Here is an 18,919-nt window from a genome sequence, read left to right as displayed (position 1 = left end):
GATTTTTTCTACTATATTTGTATTACTTACAATCTAAAAAATCAAACTAATGATAGAAAGATAGATTATAAGCGGAAAACATTTTTAAAAATTAACATTTATGAAAAAAATCATTGATAGTGTAAAAAGATATTCCTTTTTTTATATTCTAGGGGTAGCAACCATGTATGCGATATTTTATTCTGTCTATAGTTTAAATGAAGCAGTTAATGGTTCATTAAATAAGTATGATAAAGTTATTTCTTATTTTGCAAATGTTTCTATACTATTTTTTACTGCAGGAATATTTTCAGTTTCTTTGAAATATTTCCAATTTTTAGGGATTTTTGAAGCAGAATTTAAAAAAAGTTATATCCTCGAAGGATTTCGATAAAAAACTCGAAAAACAATTAAAACAAATAACCTTTTCTGAAGGTTTTTTAATTGAGCAATCAAATTTACCAGAATTATGGGAAACTGTAACCCTATGCAAATACAGACAGCAATTCCCTGAACTTTATCCAAAGTTAAAAAAGAAGATTGATAATGAACTTTTTATAACAGACAACATTTCATACTACTATAAAAATTTTCAAATAAATTATAATATCGAACTAATAGACATAAATTATATTAAAGTTATTGAAAGTGCCTCTTTAACTATTGTCAGACCTAATATCAATGAATTTGAGTGGGATTTCGGGGTTACTTTTGATGACACTCCTGATGAAAATATTACTTACGACTTAACTTTTGAAATAAAAAACGTAGATGGCATAATATTTGAAGAAAATGATATAAAAACAAGAAAAAAACCTGGTTTAATAAATAAATATATTGCAAAAAAACTCTCAGGTCAATTAGAGTACCATATAGAAAGAAGAATTGAACTAGTACAAGATTTACGAGTGGATAGACAATTTTCTTTTGGAAGTGACAGAATAATTGATGATTTTAGTCTTAAAATAAAACATTGTGACAAGTTATCCGTTTTCTTTACAACCGTAAATAAAAATAAAATGTACCATAATGGAGCATTTAATAAGGAAGATTTAGCCTATATCAATCGAGATATTTTCTTGTCTGGAGAAAAATTTAAGATTTTTATATACAAAAAATCAGAAAAAGTTTAATACATTTGTTTAACCTTAAAATTCAAAATTATGTCTAAAGAGTTATTAATGGGAGGTTCTTGGTCAGGATAAACCAATCCTTTCTTTTTATAAACTAATATATCAAAGCAGGTTTCGACCTGCTTTTCTTTTTATTGATTCAAGCTTTTATAGGATTGTGTCGTGATTTATAAAAAAAAAAGCTAATCTTACACATGGCTTTAGCAACCAAATCTCAAACCATTCTAATTCTCAGGAATAGCCTTCAAAATCTCCAAAACAAACTTCCAATATTTTTGAACTGAGGAAATTTGTGCACGTTCATCAGGAGAGTGCGCTCCTTTAATATTTGGGCCAAAACTAATCATATCCATATCTGGGTAATTTTGCCCCAAAATACCACATTCCAAACCTGCATGACACGCTGCTACATGTGGTTTTTCGCCATTTAAATCTTCATAAATTTTTGTCATTATTTTTAAAATGGCTGAATCCATATTTGGTGTCCATCCTGGATAATCTCCTGAGAATTCTACTTCGCAACCTGTAAGTTCAAAAGTAGCCCGAAGCGTATTTGCCAAATCCATTTTAGAACTTTCAACTGATGAACGCGTTAAACAACCCACTTTAATAGTGCCGTCTTTAACAATAACTCTGGCAATATTATTTGAGGTTTCTACCAAATCCGGAATATCGGCACTCATGCGGTAAACGCCATTTAAGGCCGCATACATGGCTCTTGTAAATCCTTCTTGCACTCCTAAATCCATAATTTTTTCAGGGGTATCGCACTTAGAAACCTGGATATTTAAATCGGGCTCCATGGTTTTTAATTCCTTTTTTATAGCATTGGATATTAAATTAATTTCCAATAAAAAAGCATCTTCATGAATGGCGTCTATAACCACTTTTGCCTTACTTTCTCTTGGAATGGCATTACGCAGACTACCACCGTCAATTTCAGAAATACGTAATCCGAAATTTTCAAAACCATCAAATAACAAGCGGTTCATTATTTTATTGGCATTCCCCAAACCTTCATGAATTTGCATTCCTGAATGTCCACCTTGCAAACCTTTTACGGTTATTTCAAAACCAATCTTGAACTCAGGTGTTTCTTCTTCATTGTAAGTTCTCGTTGCTGTAACATCAATTCCTCCTGCACAACCTACTCCTATTTCGTCATCTTCTTCGGTATCTAAATTTAGAAGGATGCCTCCAGAAAGGAGTCCGCCTTTTAAACCCATGGCTCCTGTCATTCCTGTTTCTTCATCTATGGTGAATAACGCTTCGATTGCCGGATGTGGAATGTCTGTACTTTCTAAAATCGCCATTATGGTTGCAACTCCCAGTCCATTATCGGCACCCAATGTTGTGCCTTTTGCACGCACCCAATCGCCATCTATATACATATCGATACCTTGTATGTCAAAATCGAATTCGGTATCGTTATTTTTTTGGTGCACCATATCTAAATGCGATTGCATCACTACGGTAGTTCTGTTTTCCATTCCTGCGGTGGCTGGCTTTTTTATGATAACGTTTCCAACTTCGTCTTCTATGGTTTCCAATCCTAAGCTTTTACCAAAATCTTTCATAAACGCAATAACACGTTCTTCTTTTTTTGATGGTCTGGGAACGGCGTTTAAATCTGCAAATTTGTTCCAAAGTGCTTTAGGTTCTAACTGTCTTATTTCTGCGCTCATAATTTTTCAAATATAAAATACAAATGTAGTGAGACCTTTCAGGTTTTAAAAACCTGAAAGGTCTAAGTTGTAAACACATTTTAGTATTTTTGAAACATGCTGAAGAAGAAAAAAACAATTATTGCGCTGTTGTTAATTCCGCAATTTTTGCTTGTAAAACTGCTCTCTAACTACCCTGGATTTGTAGAGCAATATTATAGCGAAGGACTTTACCAATGGCTTTCTAAAATTTTTAGGTATGTATTGGGCTTGTTGCCATTTTCTTTTGGGGATTTGGTATATGGGCTTGGTGGTATTTACATGATTTGGTGGTTTTTAAAAAACAGAAAACGCTTAAGAAAGGACACCCTAAATTGGTGTGTTGATGTTTTCGCGGCTGTGTCTTTAATTTACTTTGCGTTTCATTTGTTTTGGGGCTTGAATTATTACCGATTGCCATTGCATAAAAACCTCAATTTGAATGCTGATTACACTACTGAACAGCTAGTAAACGTAACTGAAAAACTTATAGAAGCTTCTAACCTGTTACAGTTTAACATAACTAAAAATGATTCGATTAAGGTTGATATACCCTATGATAAAACCGAGGTTTTTAGCCTAATTCCAAAGGGTTATGATAATATAAAAGCTGTTTTTCCAGATTTAGAATACCAACCAGAAAGTATAAAGCAGTCTTTATTTAGTTATCCATTATCGTATATGGGTTTTAGTGGATATTTAAACCCTTTGACCAACGAAGCGCATGTAAACGGGAGAATTCCAATGTTTCGATTTCCAACCACATCTTCCCATGAAATTGCACACCAATTAGGTTATGCCGCTGAAAACGAAGCTAATTTTATCGGTTTTTTGGCTGCCTCAAATAATGATGATATGTATATTAAATATTGTGGTTTCGCCTATGGTTTGGGGTATTGTTTGAATGAAATTTACCAACGTGACGAATGTCTCTACGAAGATTTAGTTGCAGATGTAAATACGGGTATTATAAAAAATTATGAAGAATCCCGTTTGTTTTCGGATGCGCACGAAAATCCCTTCAAGCCACTTTTTAAACTGTTTTACAGCAATTACTTAAAAGCAAACAGACAAAGTAAGGGCATGGAAAGTTACAGCTACGTGGTGGCACTTTTGGTTAATTATTTAGAGGCACATCCAGACAATTAATTACTCTATAATTTTTGCGCCCACCGGGGCTTCAAACATTGAGGCTTCTGGTTTTTCTTTGCTTAACCTTATGTTTATGAACTCTAAATCGTTGCGTTTAGAAACTGGTAAATTATTTTCTACGTTATACCAAGTCAAGGTTTTAGGCACTATTAAACCATCTACGTTTTGCCAATTGCTGTATTTTATAAAATGCCATTCCTTACTTTTTTCTTTTGAAAAATAGGTTACGGTGTATGCTAGCCATTCCATTTTGTGGCTGTCTTTATTGTAATAGACTATATATTCGTCTTCTGGAGATTCGCCTACGCCACTTTCATATGAGATTTTTATTCCTGGATAGGTTTGCCCTTCGAATTCCAAAGGTTTTGATGCTTCATATTTGATACCATCATCGCCTACAATAAAAGGCATTGCATAGAAATAGAACATTAAGTTATAGTAAAACTTTGGCTTACCTTTATATTGAGCAGTATCTTTATTTTTTAACCAAACATCTTTTCCGTTATAGCCAATGGTGTGTTTTGGCATTTCTATTAAAGATTTTCTGTTTTTCAAATCGGTAGTAGTTACCTCGTTACCGTTTGGTTTTTTTATGGTAAAAACTAACGATTGCATTTTATTCCAATTATCGATACCGCCATGGGCATCAAAAACTTTTGAGATGTTTTCTGGATATATGCTTGTCGTAACATCTAGATTTTCTTTTGAATAGTCTGTGGTTTCTTTTTTAGCGTCTTTGCAGGAAACCATTGAAATAATCAGGAGTAGGAAGAGTAGGTTTTTCATATTAAATAAGATTGAATGTGATAATGTCTTCTGTCGGTTTACAGATGATAAAATTACAGTAAAAAAGCTTCAGAGATTACCCGAAGCTTTTAAAATAATTATTTTCAATCTATTTATTCAATAATTAACTTTTGAGTCAATTTATACATTCCATCAGTCACTTTAAGAAAATATATGCCACTTTTTAAAGCAGATACATCTAGTTTGATGTTGCTGTTCTTCAATTGGTTATCCGAATTTAAAATCAACTTCCCTTGGATATCATAAATAGCTGTATGTATGTTGTTGTTGTTGTTGTTGAGTTTATTAAACTTTAATTCAACCGTATTCTTTGCTGGATTTGGGAACATTGAAAATTCAAAGTCCTTAAAATCCGTATTTGAAAGCGTTGTTATAAATTCCGTTTCAAAAGTATTGGTAATTACAGCAGGGTTAAAATCGAAATAAATTTCGGCAGTATTTGGAATAATATCCCCAACATTATACCCAGCCATTGGTTTTATTTTATAATAGACATAACCGTGGCTGTTGGGTTCGTCCATATCCTCACTTGGTAAATGGATGTCATCAAATTGCCAGTTTAGTTGATTATCGGTTCTTGTGAATACATTAGAATGACTCGAACTTAACATTTGAATTGTTGATTTATCTAAACGACTATCGAGTGTATTATCAATGGACACATTTATGGCGTCGGCTGTTCCAACGTTTTGAAATCTGATTGTGTAATATAGATAATCTGAAGACCCAAAACTACTATGAAGTATTTCTGGACCGTGGGATTCTAATATGTCGTTGGGGTCATAAGATCCAATTACAACTTCAGATAATTCGGATACATTGTTATAAATATTTGAATCATTTGTAGAATACGTAGCAGAATTTGTTATTAGAGTTCCTAAATCGGTAGAAACTGGAAGATTCATTCTAACTGCTATCGTTTCTTTTTCTCCTTTTTCTAAATTATTAAAATTTAATATAAATCCGGTTGAAGTATTTGTTATCGTATTTCCTGAGTCTACTCCAGATACATTAATAAAACTAGTAGAAGCATCATGAATAAATTCAACACTTCCAGATACATTTAAACTAGAACTAAGATTTCTTATTTCAAGATAGTTTATGTAATCAAATCCTGGTCTTGGTGGTGCTTGTGATGTCAAATAAACCGTTATGTCAGAACAATTTTCTTGAACTACTAAATTCATTTCTACTATATCCTCACAACCAGAAGAATTACCATAATCCATCCTTGCATAAATCATTTGAGGATTTGTTACATTAGTATAACCATCTCTAGGCAATTCGTTCACTTTATTTTGTGCGTCAATAAGCGTAGCGTAATATTTGACTCTATATAAAATTGAATCTAAGCCTGCCAAAATCTCACTATCCTTATTAAACAAAACAAAAGTGTTAATCCCATTATTATTTGTATCACACAAAACAAACGATGACGGCTTGTTAGCTTTTTGATAAGTGACTACCTCAATTGACTGATCGTTTCTAGCTATATACTCATCACCTCCACTTGGGTTAATTTTATTTGCCCTGTAGTAAATACTTTGAGAATTAGGCGTGATATTTACATAAGCCTCTGGATTAACTATTGGATTAATTTGGTTTTCCAAATCTTCTTGTGATTCATAAAAAACCATTGAATGATAGTCTTCTTCTACCTCTCCTTGAGGGCAAAAGGAGAGAAAATCAAATAAATCTACTAAATTAAATGTTGCAAAACCATCATCATTAAAATCACAGCCATAAGCTCCTGTAAGGCCGCAAGGAGGCGGTGGCAAAGGAACCTGAGCAAAAGCAAGTGAAGCACTAAAAATCATCAAACCAAATAGTAATCGTTGTATCATAATACAGTAAATTTGTGACATCAAAACTAACAGAAAAAATGCTCAATAAGGTAATACAAAGCATACAAAACCCATTTATTCGACAACTTACACAATTGAAGGACAAATCACGCGAACGCAAAAAAACAGGCACGTTTTTAATTGAAGGCGAACGTGAAATTTCTTTGGCCCTAAAAGGTGGTTATGAGTTTGAAACTGTTTTGTTTTATCCTGAACTGTTTTCTTTGGAACAGATAAAAACTTTAACAAATCGAGAAGTTGACATTATAGAAATCTCGAAAGAGGTCTATCAAAAACTAGCTTACCGAGAAACTACCGAAGGTGTTTTAGCGGTTGCAAAATCAAAAGATCATACTATTGAAAACTTAAATTTTAAGACAAAAAACCCACTCATTTTAGTAGCAGAAGCTCCCGAAAAACCAGGCAATATTGGTGCGCTTTTAAGAACTGCCGATGCTGCAAACGTTGATGCAGTAATTATCGCAAACCCAAAAACCGATTTATACAATCCTAATATTATTCGCTCTAGTGTTGGGTGTTTATTTACCGATCAAATTGCAACTGGAAGTTCTTCTGAAATTATAAGTTTTTTAAAGGAAAAAAATATAAACATCTATTGTGCTGCATTGCAAGCATCAGTTAATTATCATACGCAGGATTATACAACACCAACCGCCATTGTTGTTGGCACGGAAGCTACTGGATTGAGTGACGCATGGTTAGAAAACTCCACTCAAAATATTATTATACCCATGCAAGGAGAAATTGATTCTATGAATGTTTCGGTTGCTGCTGGAATTCTTATTTTTGAGGCGAAAAGACAGAGAGATCTTGAATAAGCGTCATTACGAGGAAAGGATGACCGAAGTAATCTCTAAATTGAACTAAAATTAAACAGATTGCCACGTCGCAAAAAGCGACTCGCAATGACGTTAAAAATAAATATGAATTCAACCACCCTATTCTACATCATCATCGCCATAATCGTCATCAATTTTATAGTTGATAAAGTTTTAGACGCTTTAAACGCAAAACATTTTAATGATGCACTTCCTGAAGAATTACAAGATGTTTACGACGATGAAGAATACAAAAAATCACAAAGCTATAAAGCGACGAGATACAAATTTGGATTATTAACGTCAACTTTTTCTATTATTCTCACGTTAGCTTTTTTAATTTTTGATGGTTTTGAGTTTGTGGATAATATTGCCAGAGGTTATAGTGACCACCCAGTTATTGTAGCACTCATTTTCTTTGGAATTATAATGATCGGGAGCGATATTTTAACCACACCATTTTCCTATTACAGCACCTTTGTTATTGAAGAAAAATTTGGGTTTAATAAAACAACTGTAAAAACTTTCTTTTTAGATAAGATTAAAGGCTGGTTGATGATGGCTATTGTTGGCGGCGGAATTTTGTCGTTAATTATTTGTTTTTACCAAGCTACAGGAAAACATTTTTGGTTGTATGCTTGGGGGTTAGTAGCTATTTTTACCTTGTTTATGAATATGTTTTATTCTAAATTAATTGTACCGCTTTTTAATAAACAAACGCCTTTGGAAGAAGGGGCTTTACGTGATAAAATTTCAGCATATGCGGAATCTGTCGGTTTTAAATTGGACAAGATTTTTGTGATTGATGGCTCTAAACGAAGCACAAAAGCCAATGCTTACTTTTCAGGTTTTGGAAGTGAAAAACGTGTTACACTTTATGATACGTTGATAAATGATTTAGATGATGAAGAAATTGTTGCTGTTTTGGCGCATGAGGTTGGGCATTACAAAAAGAAGCACATCATCTTTAATTTGTTTGCTTCTATTTTATTAACTGGGTTAACGCTTTATATTTTATCGTTGTTTATATCGAACCCTTTATTATCTCAGGCTTTGGGTGTTGAGATTCCGAGTTTTCATATCGGACTGATTGCTTTTGGATTGCTCTACTCGCCTATTTCCGAAATTACAGGCTTGATTATGAACGTGTTTTCTAGAAAATTTGAATACCAAGCGGATGATTATGCTAAAAACACTTATAAAGGCGAACCGCTTATTTCGGCTCTTAAGAAGCTTTCTAAAAACAGTTTGAGTAATTTAACACCGCATCCTGCGTATGTGTTTATGCATTATTCGCATCCTACGTTGAAGGAACGGATTGGGAATTTGAGGAAATAGGTTTTTCTCTCGCAAAGACGCAGAGGCGCAAAGAGATTTTGATTCATTTTGAGTTTGTCGGAAAAAAAACAACTAATACTTTGACTTTCTATAAAGTCCTAGAGAATGGAACCACGCTGCTCAAAGTCGGGATACGTGTCCTCAAAGTCGGGAGACTTTGCGCAGCGGTTGAACCTAGAATTAAACAGATTGCCACGTCGTTCCTCCTCGCAATAACGTTAGCTGATAAGCGCGTTAGGGATTGCAGAGGAAAGCCCACAGTCACGCCTTAAAGCGTGACGAGGACTTGGAACGCAAAGCCCGACCCGACCTTAGGAGGGGAACGCCAAAAAAAGTAAATTCCAAAAGACAAAAACTAAATTCCAAATCTCAAATCGTTAATCTTTTTTTGTTCGTTATTCGTTAATCATCAATCGTTATTCGTTAATTATTTTTCATCAATCGCCAATCTAAAATAATAACGTACCTTTGCACCTTGAAATTAAAAAAGTTGAGTTCCCTGAATGAATTCGGGATTAGTTCAACTAACAAATTTGAATGCGCTTTACAAGGGTTTCAAATTTGAGTTTCACTAAATTCCTCAGAGTGAGGATGTGTTGCTAGGAGTTTAAGGTTAAGTATGTCGATTCGCTTCTTTTGTAACACCACATCATACAATCGAATACTTATACTAGAATGAGCACATTCCAAGATTTAGGTCTTAATGACGACCTATTACAAGCAATTACCGATTTAGGTTTTGAAAAACCGAGTGAAGTACAAGAGAAAGCAATCCCAATTTTATTAAATTCTGAAACCGATTTAGTGGCACTAGCCCAAACGGGAACTGGTAAAACGGCTGCTTTTGGTTTTCCGATGTTACAAAAAATCGATGTCGATAGCAGAACTACGCAAGGGTTGATTTTATCGCCTACCCGCGAGCTTTGTTTACAGATCACCAACGAGATGAAACAATACGGTAAGTATTGTAAAGGCTTAAATGTTGTGGCTATTTATGGTGGCTCTAGCATTACCGACCAAGCGCGCGAGGTAAAACGTGGCGCACAGATTATTGTGGCAACTCCTGGACGTATGAAGGATATGATTAAAAGACGTTTGGTCGATATTTCTAAAATTCAATATTCTGTTTTAGATGAAGCCGACGAGATGTTAAACATGGGCTTTAAGGAGGACATTACGGATATCTTATCGCATACGCCCGATGATAAAAACACATGGTTGTTTTCTGCAACCATGCCTCGTGAAGTGGCTACGATTGCTAAAAAATTCATGGATCATCCGCAGGAAATTACTGTTGGAACCAAGAATGAAAGTACAAGTAATGTGTCGCATGAATATTATTTGGTAAATGCGAGAGACCGTTACCAAGCCTTGAAACGTTTATCTGATGCAAATCCTGATATTTTCTCAGTTGTGTTTTGTCGTACAAAACGTGATACTCAAAAAGTAGCCGAACAACTGATTGAGGATGGTTATAGCGCTGGTGCGTTGCACGGCGATTTAAGTCAGAATCAACGTGATTTGGTGATGAAATCCTTTAGAAACAAACAAATACAAACACTTGTAGCTACTGATGTTGCTGCGCGCGGTATTGATGTTGACGATATTACACACGTTATAAATTACCAATTGCCAGACGAACCCGAAGTTTACACCCACCGTTCTGGAAGAACAGGACGTGCAGGTAAAACAGGAATCTCGATGGTTATTGTGTCTAAAAGTGAAGTGCGTAAAATAAGAGGTATTGAGCGCATTATCAATAAAAAATTCGAGAAAAAGGAAATTCCTGATGGTGCTGATATATGCGAAGTGCAGTTAATGTCCCTGGCTAATAAAATCCATAATACGGAAATTAATCATGAAATTGATAAACACCTAACCAGTATTAACGAATTGTTTGCGGATACCGATAAAGATGAATTGATTAAAAAATTCTTCTCTGTGGAGTTTACGCGTTTTTATAATTATTATAATAAATCTAAAAACTTAAATGTTTCTGAAGGCTCTAGTGATAGAGAAGGCGGTCGTGGTTTCGGAGGAAAAGCTGATAATTCTTCACGTTACTTTATAAACGTAGGTGGTAAAGATGGTTTTGATTGGATGAAGTTGAAAGACTTCTTAAAAGAACAATTGGAATTGGGAAGGGATGATGTTTTTAAAGTTGAAGTAAAGGATAGTTTTTCGTTTTTTAATACTGAAAAGGAACTACAGGAAAAAGTTTTGGCTTTTTTCACCGACTTTAAGCACGACGGGCGTTTTGTAAACGTTGAAGTATCCGAAAACCGTGGAGGCGGCGGACGTCGTGATAGAAACAGAGGTGGCAAGCGCCGAGACCATAGAAAAGGTGGTGACGGAAACAGAGGAGATAGACGCAGAAGCGATAGCAAATCTAAACCAAGACGTTCAAATTCTGGAGAATTCGCAGCTTCTAGACCAAGACGCTCAAGAAGATAATAGGTAATAATTTAACACCTCCCTTAACCCCCTCTTTTTATTGGGTAAACTCATGCGCAACAGTTTCCCTCCTAAGTAAGGAGGGATTAAGGGAGGTGTTGTTAATCCTTACAAAACTAAACCTTCATTAATTATAGGTTTTAAAACCGATTAAGACGCAAAAACCCATAATTTAGGAATAGTTTTTGTTAATTTTAAGTCAAATTAAAACACTACAACAAAATACTATTGTTTTGTTTAGTACTTTTATATCCTAATTTAGAATCTTTATAGATTTATGAAACATTATCTAAACATTATTGTTTTTCTATGTGTTACAGGAATTGCCCTAGGACAGGATGCAACTAGTGTTTTGGGTACTGTTATCAATTCGGCTAACGATAAACCTCTGGAAAGTGTAAATATTGTTAACTTAAATCAAGTTAAGGGTACTTCTACTAATGAAAAGGGGGAATTTGAAATTACCGCGAAAGCGAATGATACGCTTCATTTTTCATTCTTGGGATTTAAATCCATTAAAGTAAGGGTGACGAACGACTGGTTGAAATTTGGAAGTTCTAAAATTGAATTGACCGAATTAGCCCTGGCACTTGAAGAAGTGGTTGTAAACCAATTGACACTTACTGGTTATTTAGAGGTTGACATTAAACAAGTACCTTCTATAAACGATAATTACCGTTACCAGATTTCTGGATTAACAAGTACTGGTTATGAAGCTAGTAAAAAATCTGGCTTGACCAAAGTGATAGGCTCTATCTTTAATCCCGCCGATTTCTTACATCGCATGTTTGGCAAAAAACCAAATGAGCTAAAAAAGCTTAAGCAGATGAAAAAAGATGATGAAATCAGAAATCTATTGGCTTCTCGTTTTGATCGTGAAATGCTTACCGTTCTGCTTAATGTAGATCGGGTGGATTTAGATGAAATTGTAAGCCAATGTAACTACTCTAAAGGCTTTGTACAAACTGCAAACGATCTTCAAATTTTGGATGCCATTAGTGAATGTTATGAAGAATACAAATTGTTAAGTCGCGGAAGAACTAATAGGATTTAGTTTTTTTAAAATTCAGGGTAAATTCATACTTTTTATTTTAAAGTTATTTGAGCCACTAATGCACGAATAAAACTAAAAATAGGAGTTAAATAATTATCACAAATAAAAAATCTATAGATTTTTTTAAAAATTAGTGTACCTGCCTTGCCGGCAGGTTCGTGGCATTTTCGTAAAGTATGTTAATCTTTTTATACTACACATTCCTTTTTACTTTACAAATTCCCTGACTTTATTTCTGCGAATGTAAAGCAACTCTATTTCCTTCTGTGTCAATAAAAACGCCCATACATCCGTACTCGGGAGAAATTTCGGTTTTTGGTTGGTATATTTTACCTCCAGCAGCTTCTACTCTATCCAGTTCAATTTGAACATCCTCACTCATAAAATAGACGAGTGTACCTTCTTGACTTGGAATATAAGACTCCTGTTTAATTAAAGTTCCTGCTGCGCCCTCCTTACCTTCTGTAAAAGGAAACCACCCCATTAACATGCCTCCAAAATCGTGCATATCAATTTTAACCTGAAACACCGCTTCATAAAACGCTTTGGCTCTATCCATATCAGATACAGGGATTTCAAACCAACCCACCATATTTTTTTTCATAATTTCTATTTTTCTAAAATTAATTTTAAACTCGCCAATCCTTCTTCAAAATCTTTCCCAACTGCCTTATCCATATTAAAAAATAAGAAAAACACATTTGTTGGTGGTTTACTTTCTCCAGAAAAACCCCAAATAACTTTAGTTTTATTAGGGGTGATTTCTTCAACCTTTAAATAAGCATCCGATTCTGATTTCCAAGGTTTTAAGAAACGTAATTTCGATATAATGATTTCATTTTTAATAATTCCCGTAATCTCTTGTTCGCCAGAACCCACATCTTTATTCCCTACCCATTTCGATAAAAAACCAATTTCTCCATCAGTACCTATAAACTCTTGTTTCATATCTGGGTCTTTCTTTTTCCAAGGCGACCATTCATCTTGATTTTTAATGAATTTTAAATATTGAAAAACTTCTGGTAACGGTTTATCGATGATGATATTTCTGTTCACATCATATTTTTTGGGTGCTATAAGAACTAAAAGAATACATATCGCAACAATTGCTAAAACGATGTAAAGGAGAATCATCATGATGAGAAAATTTTAGTTGTTTTGTATAAAGATAATTATTTTTTCACTTTATAAAACCGTTCCACAATTTCATCATAGCTTTTTATTGTTTTTTTACACCAATCCAATCGCTTTTCAAACATTTCATTATCCGATAATTGCCATTCAATATTTGATTGTTTCAACTTAGTTGTGACATGTTGTAGAATGATGGCCGCAGATACCGAAATATTCAAACTCTCGGTAAATCCAACCATTGGAATTTTCAGAAAACAATCTGCATTATTAAGCACTTCATCAGAGAGTCCTTCTGTTTCCCTTCCGAAGAAAAAACACGATTTCTTGGAAATATCAAAGTCACTTAAATTACAATCATTTTTATGAGGTGTGGTTGCCACAATTTGATAGCCTTTTTGCTTTAAGTCTGAAATACACGATTGCACAGAACCATACCTATTTAAATCTACCCATTTTTGAGCACCCATGGCAATTTCCCTATCAATCTGTTTTGAGTTTTGCTCTTCTACAATATTGACTTCCTGAATGCCAAAAACATCACAAGATCGTATTACCGCGCTTGTATTATGAAGCTGATATACATCTTCAGTAGCTATTGTAAAATGCTTGGTCCGTTGGGATAATACACGTTGGAATTTTTCTTTTCTAGATACAGTTAAAAAAGATTCTAGGTGTTCTAAAAGATGCAGGTTTACCATTCTATAAAAATACATAAACCCGATAAAATTTATCGGGTTTAGTTAATTCTTCTTCTAACAGATTAATTATTATTCGTTGGCACCAACATTGCCCTGAGCAACAATGATTTCTGGCTGTGCAGCACTTAAATGTATGTTAATATAACCATCAACGGTTAATACATCATCATAATCAAAATCTGTTTCATCATCTAATTCAGAAACATTTGTCATACTCATTCCCGTATCTCCATCTACAGGATTGAAGGTAAACATGATGCTTCCAGGAGCAGTAGCAATACTTCCTGTATGAATATGTGCGGGATGCATACCACCTGCAGGTGTATTCAAGATATCTAAAATAGCTAGAGCCTCACCATTAACACGCTCATGAAAAGTTGCCGTGCCACTAATACCAGTAACATCTTTTTCATTTAAAGTATAAACTTTAGAAGTCCCGGTTAGCTCATTTTCTCCAATATCGCCTTGTGCAACTATTGTTGATAGCTCTGTAGTGCTTAAATGTACGTTGATGTAACCGTCAAAATCCAGAATTTCTTGAAAAGTTACATCCGTATCATCGTCTAGCTTAGAAAATGTTATGGTACTAAAACCCGTGTCTCCGTCAACGGCACCAAGAGTAACAGCTACACCTCCACCCTCGGCAGCAGTATTAAAGTGAATGTGTGCTGGGTGCATCCCACCTGCTGGAGTGCCGGTTAATTGTAATTCTACTGTAGTTGAGCCGTTTTGGTTTTCGATGAATTTTGCTTTACCCGAAATATTTGGGTCAGTAACAGAGTTTAAATCATATGTTTTAGTTGCACCAACAAATACGCCATCGTCGTCGTCACAACAACTACTAGTTAAAACTAAAATAGGCAATACCATTAAAATACTTAAAATTGTCTTTTTCATAATATATAAATTTGAGATTTATACAAAATTAGAATAGCACTTCTATGTAAATTTGCTCAATTAAATTAATTCTTGATTCAAATAATTTTAGGCTTACTTTATCTTCAATTAGCCATTTTTAATTATTTTGTTAAAAACTATTAAAATGAAACACATAGTAGTACTTACAGGAGCAGGCATGAGTGCCGAAAGTGGTATTAACACCTTTAGGGATGCCGATGGTTTATGGGAAGGACATGATGTTATGGAAGTTGCCACTCCTGAAGGTTTTGCTGCAAACCCTGAATTGGTGTTGGACTTTTACAATAAAAGACGACAGCAACTTTTTGATGTTACACCTAATGCCGCTCATTTTGATTTAGCCGAATTAGAGAAAAATTTTAAAGTAAGCATCATTACCCAAAATGTAGATGATTTGCATGAACGCGCAGGAAGCACAACCGTTATTCATTTACATGGTGAATTATTGAAAGTAAGAAGTACTCGTGATGTCAACGATATTCAAGAATGGAAAACGGATTTGGTTTTAGGTGATGTTTGCGAAAAAGGCTATCAACTACGTCCGCATATTGTATGGTTTGGAGAAGATGTCCCGATGATTGAAAAAGCTGTAACCATTTGTGAAACCGCCGATATTTTAATGATTATTGGAACTTCCATGCAAGTATATCCCGCAGCCAGTTTGATGCATTATGTGCCTGAAAACACGCCAACTTATTTTATTGACCCAAAACCGAATGTTGAGAGCAAACAAAATTTGACTGTAATTGCTGATGTTGCTACGGTTGGGGTTAGAAAGGCAATTGAGGATTTTGGTGTTTAAGGGTGGGGTTTAGGGAGGTTTGTTTAACGGTCTTGTGCATGATTTCGTTGAGTCTTTAAGCATTAAAATTAGCAATAAATCACAGATAGAAAAGTCCGCGAGGACTTTAATAAGTAGGCTCTAACTAGCAATGAATTATACACATTGTGCCCCACAGTATTTTTTATTCAGTCAGAAATTTTGTTGTATAGTTTATTACAAAATCGGAAATAAAAGATTTTATAAATTCATCATCGTTGTATTCATCGTTTTCTTTTAATTCCGCATATAATTTTTTGTATTCCTCTGTTTTTTCGAATACCTCAAATTGACGTTTTTTGAACTTTACAAATTCTTTATTGGTATATTTTCGAGCCTCATTAAATATTCCGTTTTCAATTTCGAGAAGCCAATATTTGCTGTAAGTCGATGCATAACCCATATGAACATATTCAACCATTTTTCCGTGTGGTAAAATTAGAATTCCAGTAAACCAGTCAATTCTTACTTTTCCTTGTCTTGGAAAATACATTTTGTAGATTGAAACCCATTTTCGCTTATAATTTCCATCATCATCGGTATAACTAACAGGCTTTTTCATATCAGTTAGAAACAATTCATTTCCGATTATTTCAAAATGACCTACATATCCACGCCAAAGAGCTGTTGACGTCATTTCCGGTCTATTTTCGGGATTCTTGTCAAAATATGGTTCTAATGGATTTGAGTTTAAATTAAACTCTTTTCCTTCATAAATGATTTTGTCAGGATATTGAGCTGTAATTATACTTTCAGCTCTTGTAATTCCAATTGTTAGAATTATTAATATTAATGATAGTGTTTTTTTCATATGGCTACTAATGTTTTTACGGATATACATCATTTTAATACTGAAACAAGTTCAGCACAGGTGACTTATATCCGACGTTAACGAAGTTAAAAATTTTTCTGACAAAATCAAGTCATATATAATACAAAAATCTCCAAGAATCAAACTCTTGGAGATTTAAAATTTTCTTTATAAAAATTTGTAATGGTTATTTAAGACTAGACATTCAGGGTCATAAAAAAGTTATTGTTTTTCATAAGTAAGCGTCATGGATTCTTTATCGTCCACAACACTTGTACCGTTATATTTTTCCATTTCAAAGCCTTTTACAATAGTTGCGGTTACCGTATTTCCAGAAATCGTGCCTACAATATCTGCGGATCCATTTTCAATGGTAACAGTATTTCCGGTTTGTGTCCACGTTGTGGTGCGGTCAAATCCGTTAAGACATCTGTGCGTTGGTTGAAAATTATCATCTACGGAAATAAAGGTAAGTCCGCTCACAATCCTCACGTTTCCGTCTTCCATGTTTTCAATAAAATCGCCATCGTAGCAATCTGTTTCCAGAAATAAATCTCTTGAGGCTGTTCCGTCTCCGTTAAAATCGAAAGCGCTTTCAATGACCAACGACGTTAATTTCCATGTCCCCACTAATGAAGCATTTGATACTTCATCATCACTTGAGCAAGAAAATAAGATAATAGCACATAAAGAAGTTAGTAATACATTTTGAAATTTGGTTCTCATAATAGTAAGTTTTTAAATTATACCATTACATCGAAACCTATTTAAAATGTCATCAATTATTTTTTTCTATAAAGTCAAATCGCAACTAACCCTCTAATCCTTCTCCACAACCGTAATCGGCAAATCTTCTGTCCCAGCATAAAACACCACAATTTCAACGGGTTTGTTTCCCTGGTTAATGCCGTAGTGCATCTTATTGACCAGCTCAACAATTACATCGCCTTCTTTTAAATACAACACGTTATCAGCTATATCTACAACCTTTAATTTTCCTTTTAAAATGATTCCCGAATTTATAACAGGATGGTAGTGCTTATGCAGTTTCGTTTTTGGCGGAATGGTAATTTTTAAAACAGTAATCTTTGGAGTGCCTTCTGGATAATTTGGAAGTGCATCCCCGTTCCAACTTTTAGAGGTTTCTGCCAGTTTTTCAACTTTAATTTCTTTTAGTTTCCCAACAGCACAAGAGGAAAGTAAAATCAGTAGCAAGCAGAAAATTGTGGTGTATTTTTTCATTCTGTAAATTATGTAGATTTTTTTCGAGTACTCACAGACTAAGCAATTGATCATACTTTATTGTATAGTGTGATTTTTAATCAATTAGTTTGTTTATTTCATAAGTCAACCATAATCCGTTCTTCTTTGGTTTATCAAATTCAACCCAGTTTTTTGGTAAATAGACACTATTAACTTTCCAAAATCCATCTTTATTTTTCTTTTTGTCCAGAAACTCTATTGCTGAATTACATCTTACATCTGATAATAAATTATTGTCTTTTATTAGCCGAAGAATTTCAATCAAATTTGTTTTATAAAAAAATGGATACGTTAATTTTGTTATATCTTTTGTGATTGGTTTATCATTCGTCTTTCTTTTAAACAAATTATGTTCGAGCACATATTCAAGTCCTTTTTTTAGTTTTTTTTCGAGTAAAGCGTTTGATTTGTAATTCTTACTTTTTTTGCACTCTGTTAAAGTGATTAAGGCTTTTACTACTCCAATAAAGCAAGGGGTCAGCTTCATACAACCACCATATTTTAAAACCCCAGAACCGTTCCAATTGTTTGGCACACCACGTTCAAAGTTTTGAAATCTCAAAATCCAATCAATTCCCTTTTGGATTTGATTGCTGTTACCATAATTCAATTTTATCAGAATGGTAGTTATCATTGAATTGTAGCAAGCCAAAATATCGTCACTTTTTCCAGTAAGTGAAAAACCATCGCCACAATATGATAAATCGGCAAGTTTGTTTATCCAAAATTTAACTTTATCAAGTTCTGCAGTAAATGGGATTTCAGATAGTTCAGCTAATCTATTCAGTAAGTTAAGTGTGGTTAAATCAAAATCGGACAGTAATTCTTTTATCAGTTCTGATTTTTCAAAATACTCAATTGATTCCTCATATTCAGTAATTTCTCCAATGTCATATTTTTGTTTCAATTCAAGAACTTTGTCCATTTTATTGGTTCTCTTTAATGCCCTACAACTTTGAGGTTATGAACTCA

19 protein-coding genes are annotated in these 18,919 nt (G+C 34.0%); 8 read left to right on the top strand and 11 right to left on the bottom strand.

The features are described from left to right. The first annotated feature begins 100 nt into the window (after positions 1–100). Together ABXQ82_RS02265 and ABXQ82_RS02260 are read left to right on the top strand one after the other, a co-directional pair. Positions 101–373, top strand: coding sequence for a hypothetical protein (locus ABXQ82_RS02265; protein WP_367054258.1), 273 nt, complete (start codon positions 101–103; stop codon positions 371–373). After that, on the top strand, positions 327–1,112 hold the full coding sequence (locus ABXQ82_RS02260; protein ID WP_367054255.1) for a hypothetical protein: 786 nt from the start codon (positions 327–329) through the stop codon (positions 1,110–1,112). The genes ABXQ82_RS02265 and ABXQ82_RS02260 overlap by 47 nt, the downstream gene beginning before the upstream one ends. Before the next feature lie 224 nt (positions 1,113–1,336). Here the strand turns inward: ABXQ82_RS02260 and ABXQ82_RS02255 are convergent, their stop codons facing one another. After that, on the bottom strand, positions 1,337–2,797 hold the full coding sequence (locus ABXQ82_RS02255) for an aminoacyl-histidine dipeptidase (RefSeq protein WP_367054252.1): 1,461 nt from the start codon (positions 2,795–2,797) through the stop codon (positions 1,337–1,339). 96 nt (positions 2,798–2,893) lie between these two features. Here ABXQ82_RS02255 and ABXQ82_RS02250 point away from each other — a divergent pair, with 96 nt between their 5' ends. Further along, positions 2,894–3,964, top strand: coding sequence for a DUF3810 domain-containing protein (locus tag ABXQ82_RS02250; RefSeq protein WP_367054250.1), 1,071 nt, complete (start codon positions 2,894–2,896; stop codon positions 3,962–3,964). Here ABXQ82_RS02250 and ABXQ82_RS02245 read toward each other — a convergent pair whose 3' ends face one another. Beyond that, positions 3,965–4,753 (bottom strand): hypothetical protein, encoded by a 789-nt coding sequence (locus ABXQ82_RS02245; protein WP_367054247.1) that lies wholly within the window; start codon positions 4,751–4,753, stop codon positions 3,965–3,967. A gap of 113 nt (positions 4,754–4,866) precedes the next feature. Beyond that, on the bottom strand, positions 4,867–6,618 hold the full coding sequence (locus ABXQ82_RS02240; protein WP_367054244.1) for a T9SS type A sorting domain-containing protein: 1,752 nt from the start codon (positions 6,616–6,618) through the stop codon (positions 4,867–4,869). Between the two features lie 38 nt (positions 6,619–6,656). Here ABXQ82_RS02240 and ABXQ82_RS02235 point away from each other — a divergent pair, with 38 nt between their 5' ends. From ABXQ82_RS02235 to ABXQ82_RS02220, 4 genes are all read left to right on the top strand, one after another. Further along, positions 6,657–7,457, top strand: a complete 801-nt coding sequence (locus tag ABXQ82_RS02235; protein ID WP_367054241.1) for an RNA methyltransferase — start codon at positions 6,657–6,659, stop codon at positions 7,455–7,457. Positions 7,458–7,562: 105 nt separating this feature from the next. Next, complete coding sequence (locus ABXQ82_RS02230; protein ID WP_367054238.1) at positions 7,563–8,795, top strand: M48 family metallopeptidase; 1,233 nt, start codon at positions 7,563–7,565, stop codon at positions 8,793–8,795. Between the two features lie 675 nt (positions 8,796–9,470). Next, on the top strand, positions 9,471–11,249 hold the full coding sequence (locus ABXQ82_RS02225) for a DEAD/DEAH box helicase (RefSeq protein ID WP_367054235.1): 1,779 nt from the start codon (positions 9,471–9,473) through the stop codon (positions 11,247–11,249). Positions 11,250–11,526: 277 nt separating this feature from the next. Further along, positions 11,527–12,303: a carboxypeptidase-like regulatory domain-containing protein gene (locus ABXQ82_RS02220; protein WP_367054232.1), complete on the top strand. Its 777-nt coding sequence runs from the start codon at positions 11,527–11,529 to the stop codon at positions 12,301–12,303. A gap of 229 nt (positions 12,304–12,532) precedes the next feature. Here the strand turns inward: ABXQ82_RS02220 and ABXQ82_RS02215 are convergent, their stop codons facing one another. The 4 genes from ABXQ82_RS02215 to ABXQ82_RS02200 all read right to left on the bottom strand — a co-directional run bounded on the left by ABXQ82_RS02215 (position 12,533) and on the right by ABXQ82_RS02200 (position 15,032). Further along, positions 12,533–12,907, bottom strand: a complete 375-nt coding sequence (locus tag ABXQ82_RS02215; protein WP_367054229.1) for a VOC family protein — start codon at positions 12,905–12,907, stop codon at positions 12,533–12,535. Between the two features lie 5 nt (positions 12,908–12,912). After that, positions 12,913–13,437 (bottom strand): SRPBCC family protein, encoded by a 525-nt coding sequence (locus ABXQ82_RS02210; RefSeq protein ID WP_367055035.1) that lies wholly within the window; start codon positions 13,435–13,437, stop codon positions 12,913–12,915. A gap of 38 nt (positions 13,438–13,475) precedes the next feature. Beyond that, positions 13,476–14,135 carry an RNA methyltransferase gene (locus ABXQ82_RS02205; protein WP_367055032.1) on the bottom strand — a complete coding sequence of 220 codons (660 nt, stop codon included), beginning with the start codon at positions 14,133–14,135 and terminating at the stop codon, positions 13,476–13,478. Positions 14,136–14,204: 69 nt separating this feature from the next. Continuing rightward, the gene (locus ABXQ82_RS02200) at positions 14,205–15,032 is read right to left on the bottom strand and encodes a CHRD domain-containing protein (protein ID WP_367054226.1); all 828 of its coding nucleotides are present in this window, start codon (positions 15,030–15,032) and stop codon (positions 14,205–14,207) included. Positions 15,033–15,177: 145 nt separating this feature from the next. On the opposite strand from ABXQ82_RS02200, the gene ABXQ82_RS02195 reads away from it, so the two are divergent. Further along, entirely contained in the window at positions 15,178–15,855 is a 678-nt protein-coding gene (locus ABXQ82_RS02195) for an NAD-dependent deacylase (RefSeq protein ID WP_367054223.1), read from the top strand. A gap of 163 nt (positions 15,856–16,018) precedes the next feature. Here ABXQ82_RS02195 and ABXQ82_RS02190 read toward each other — a convergent pair whose 3' ends face one another. The 4 genes from ABXQ82_RS02190 to ABXQ82_RS02175 form a co-directional block, all read right to left on the bottom strand. Further along, on the bottom strand, positions 16,019–16,684 hold the full coding sequence (locus tag ABXQ82_RS02190; protein ID WP_367054220.1) for a hypothetical protein: 666 nt from the start codon (positions 16,682–16,684) through the stop codon (positions 16,019–16,021). A gap of 222 nt (positions 16,685–16,906) precedes the next feature. Then, positions 16,907–17,410 (bottom strand): lipocalin family protein, encoded by a 504-nt coding sequence (locus ABXQ82_RS02185; protein ID WP_367054217.1) that lies wholly within the window; start codon positions 17,408–17,410, stop codon positions 16,907–16,909. A gap of 93 nt (positions 17,411–17,503) precedes the next feature. Further along, positions 17,504–17,926 carry a cupin domain-containing protein gene (locus ABXQ82_RS02180; RefSeq protein WP_367054214.1) on the bottom strand — a complete coding sequence of 141 codons (423 nt, stop codon included), beginning with the start codon at positions 17,924–17,926 and terminating at the stop codon, positions 17,504–17,506. A 76-nt stretch (positions 17,927–18,002) separates the two neighbouring features. Next, positions 18,003–18,872 (bottom strand): hypothetical protein, encoded by an 870-nt coding sequence (locus ABXQ82_RS02175; protein WP_367054211.1) that lies wholly within the window; start codon positions 18,870–18,872, stop codon positions 18,003–18,005. Positions 18,873–18,919 lie beyond the last annotated feature (47 nt).

This window comes from Algibacter sp. 2305UL17-15 (assembly GCF_040720935.1).
Classification (GTDB): domain Bacteria; phylum Bacteroidota; class Bacteroidia; order Flavobacteriales; family Flavobacteriaceae; genus Jejuia.
Note: the sequence above shows the minus strand (reverse complement) of the source record. Positions and strands in the feature narration are given on the sequence as shown.

What these genes read in the sequence shown, in the direction of transcription:
- ABXQ82_RS02190 (WP_367054220.1), bottom strand. Translation starts at nt 16,684, where the DNA reads ATGAAAAAAACACTATCATTAATATTAATAATTCTAACAATTGGAATT.
- ABXQ82_RS02175 (WP_367054211.1), bottom strand. Translation starts at nt 18,872, where the DNA reads ATGGACAAAGTTCTTGAATTGAAACAAAAATATGACATTGGAGAAATT.
- ABXQ82_RS02235 (WP_367054241.1), top strand. Translation starts at nt 6,657, where the DNA reads ATGCTCAATAAGGTAATACAAAGCATACAAAACCCATTTATTCGACAA.
- ABXQ82_RS02230 (WP_367054238.1), top strand. Translation starts at nt 7,563, where the DNA reads ATGAATTCAACCACCCTATTCTACATCATCATCGCCATAATCGTCATC.
- ABXQ82_RS02265 (WP_367054258.1), top strand. Translation starts at nt 101, where the DNA reads ATGAAAAAAATCATTGATAGTGTAAAAAGATATTCCTTTTTTTATATT.
- ABXQ82_RS02205 (WP_367055032.1), bottom strand. Translation starts at nt 14,135, where the DNA reads ATGGTAAACCTGCATCTTTTAGAACACCTAGAATCTTTTTTAACTGTA.
- ABXQ82_RS02220 (WP_367054232.1), top strand. Translation starts at nt 11,527, where the DNA reads ATGAAACATTATCTAAACATTATTGTTTTTCTATGTGTTACAGGAATT.
- ABXQ82_RS02180 (WP_367054214.1), bottom strand. Translation starts at nt 17,926, where the DNA reads ATGAAAAAATACACCACAATTTTCTGCTTGCTACTGATTTTACTTTCC.
- ABXQ82_RS02225 (WP_367054235.1), top strand. Translation starts at nt 9,471, where the DNA reads ATGAGCACATTCCAAGATTTAGGTCTTAATGACGACCTATTACAAGCA.
- ABXQ82_RS02240 (WP_367054244.1), bottom strand. Translation starts at nt 6,618, where the DNA reads ATGATACAACGATTACTATTTGGTTTGATGATTTTTAGTGCTTCACTT.
- ABXQ82_RS02200 (WP_367054226.1), bottom strand. Translation starts at nt 15,032, where the DNA reads ATGAAAAAGACAATTTTAAGTATTTTAATGGTATTGCCTATTTTAGTT.
- ABXQ82_RS02255 (WP_367054252.1), bottom strand. Translation starts at nt 2,797, where the DNA reads ATGAGCGCAGAAATAAGACAGTTAGAACCTAAAGCACTTTGGAACAAA.
- ABXQ82_RS02215 (WP_367054229.1), bottom strand. Translation starts at nt 12,907, where the DNA reads ATGAAAAAAAATATGGTGGGTTGGTTTGAAATCCCTGTATCTGATATG.
- ABXQ82_RS02250 (WP_367054250.1), top strand. Translation starts at nt 2,894, where the DNA reads ATGCTGAAGAAGAAAAAAACAATTATTGCGCTGTTGTTAATTCCGCAA.
- ABXQ82_RS02245 (WP_367054247.1), bottom strand. Translation starts at nt 4,753, where the DNA reads ATGAAAAACCTACTCTTCCTACTCCTGATTATTTCAATGGTTTCCTGC.
- ABXQ82_RS02210 (WP_367055035.1), bottom strand. Translation starts at nt 13,437, where the DNA reads ATGATTCTCCTTTACATCGTTTTAGCAATTGTTGCGATATGTATTCTT.
- ABXQ82_RS02195 (WP_367054223.1), top strand. Translation starts at nt 15,178, where the DNA reads ATGAAACACATAGTAGTACTTACAGGAGCAGGCATGAGTGCCGAAAGT.
- ABXQ82_RS02185 (WP_367054217.1), bottom strand. Translation starts at nt 17,410, where the DNA reads ATGAGAACCAAATTTCAAAATGTATTACTAACTTCTTTATGTGCTATT.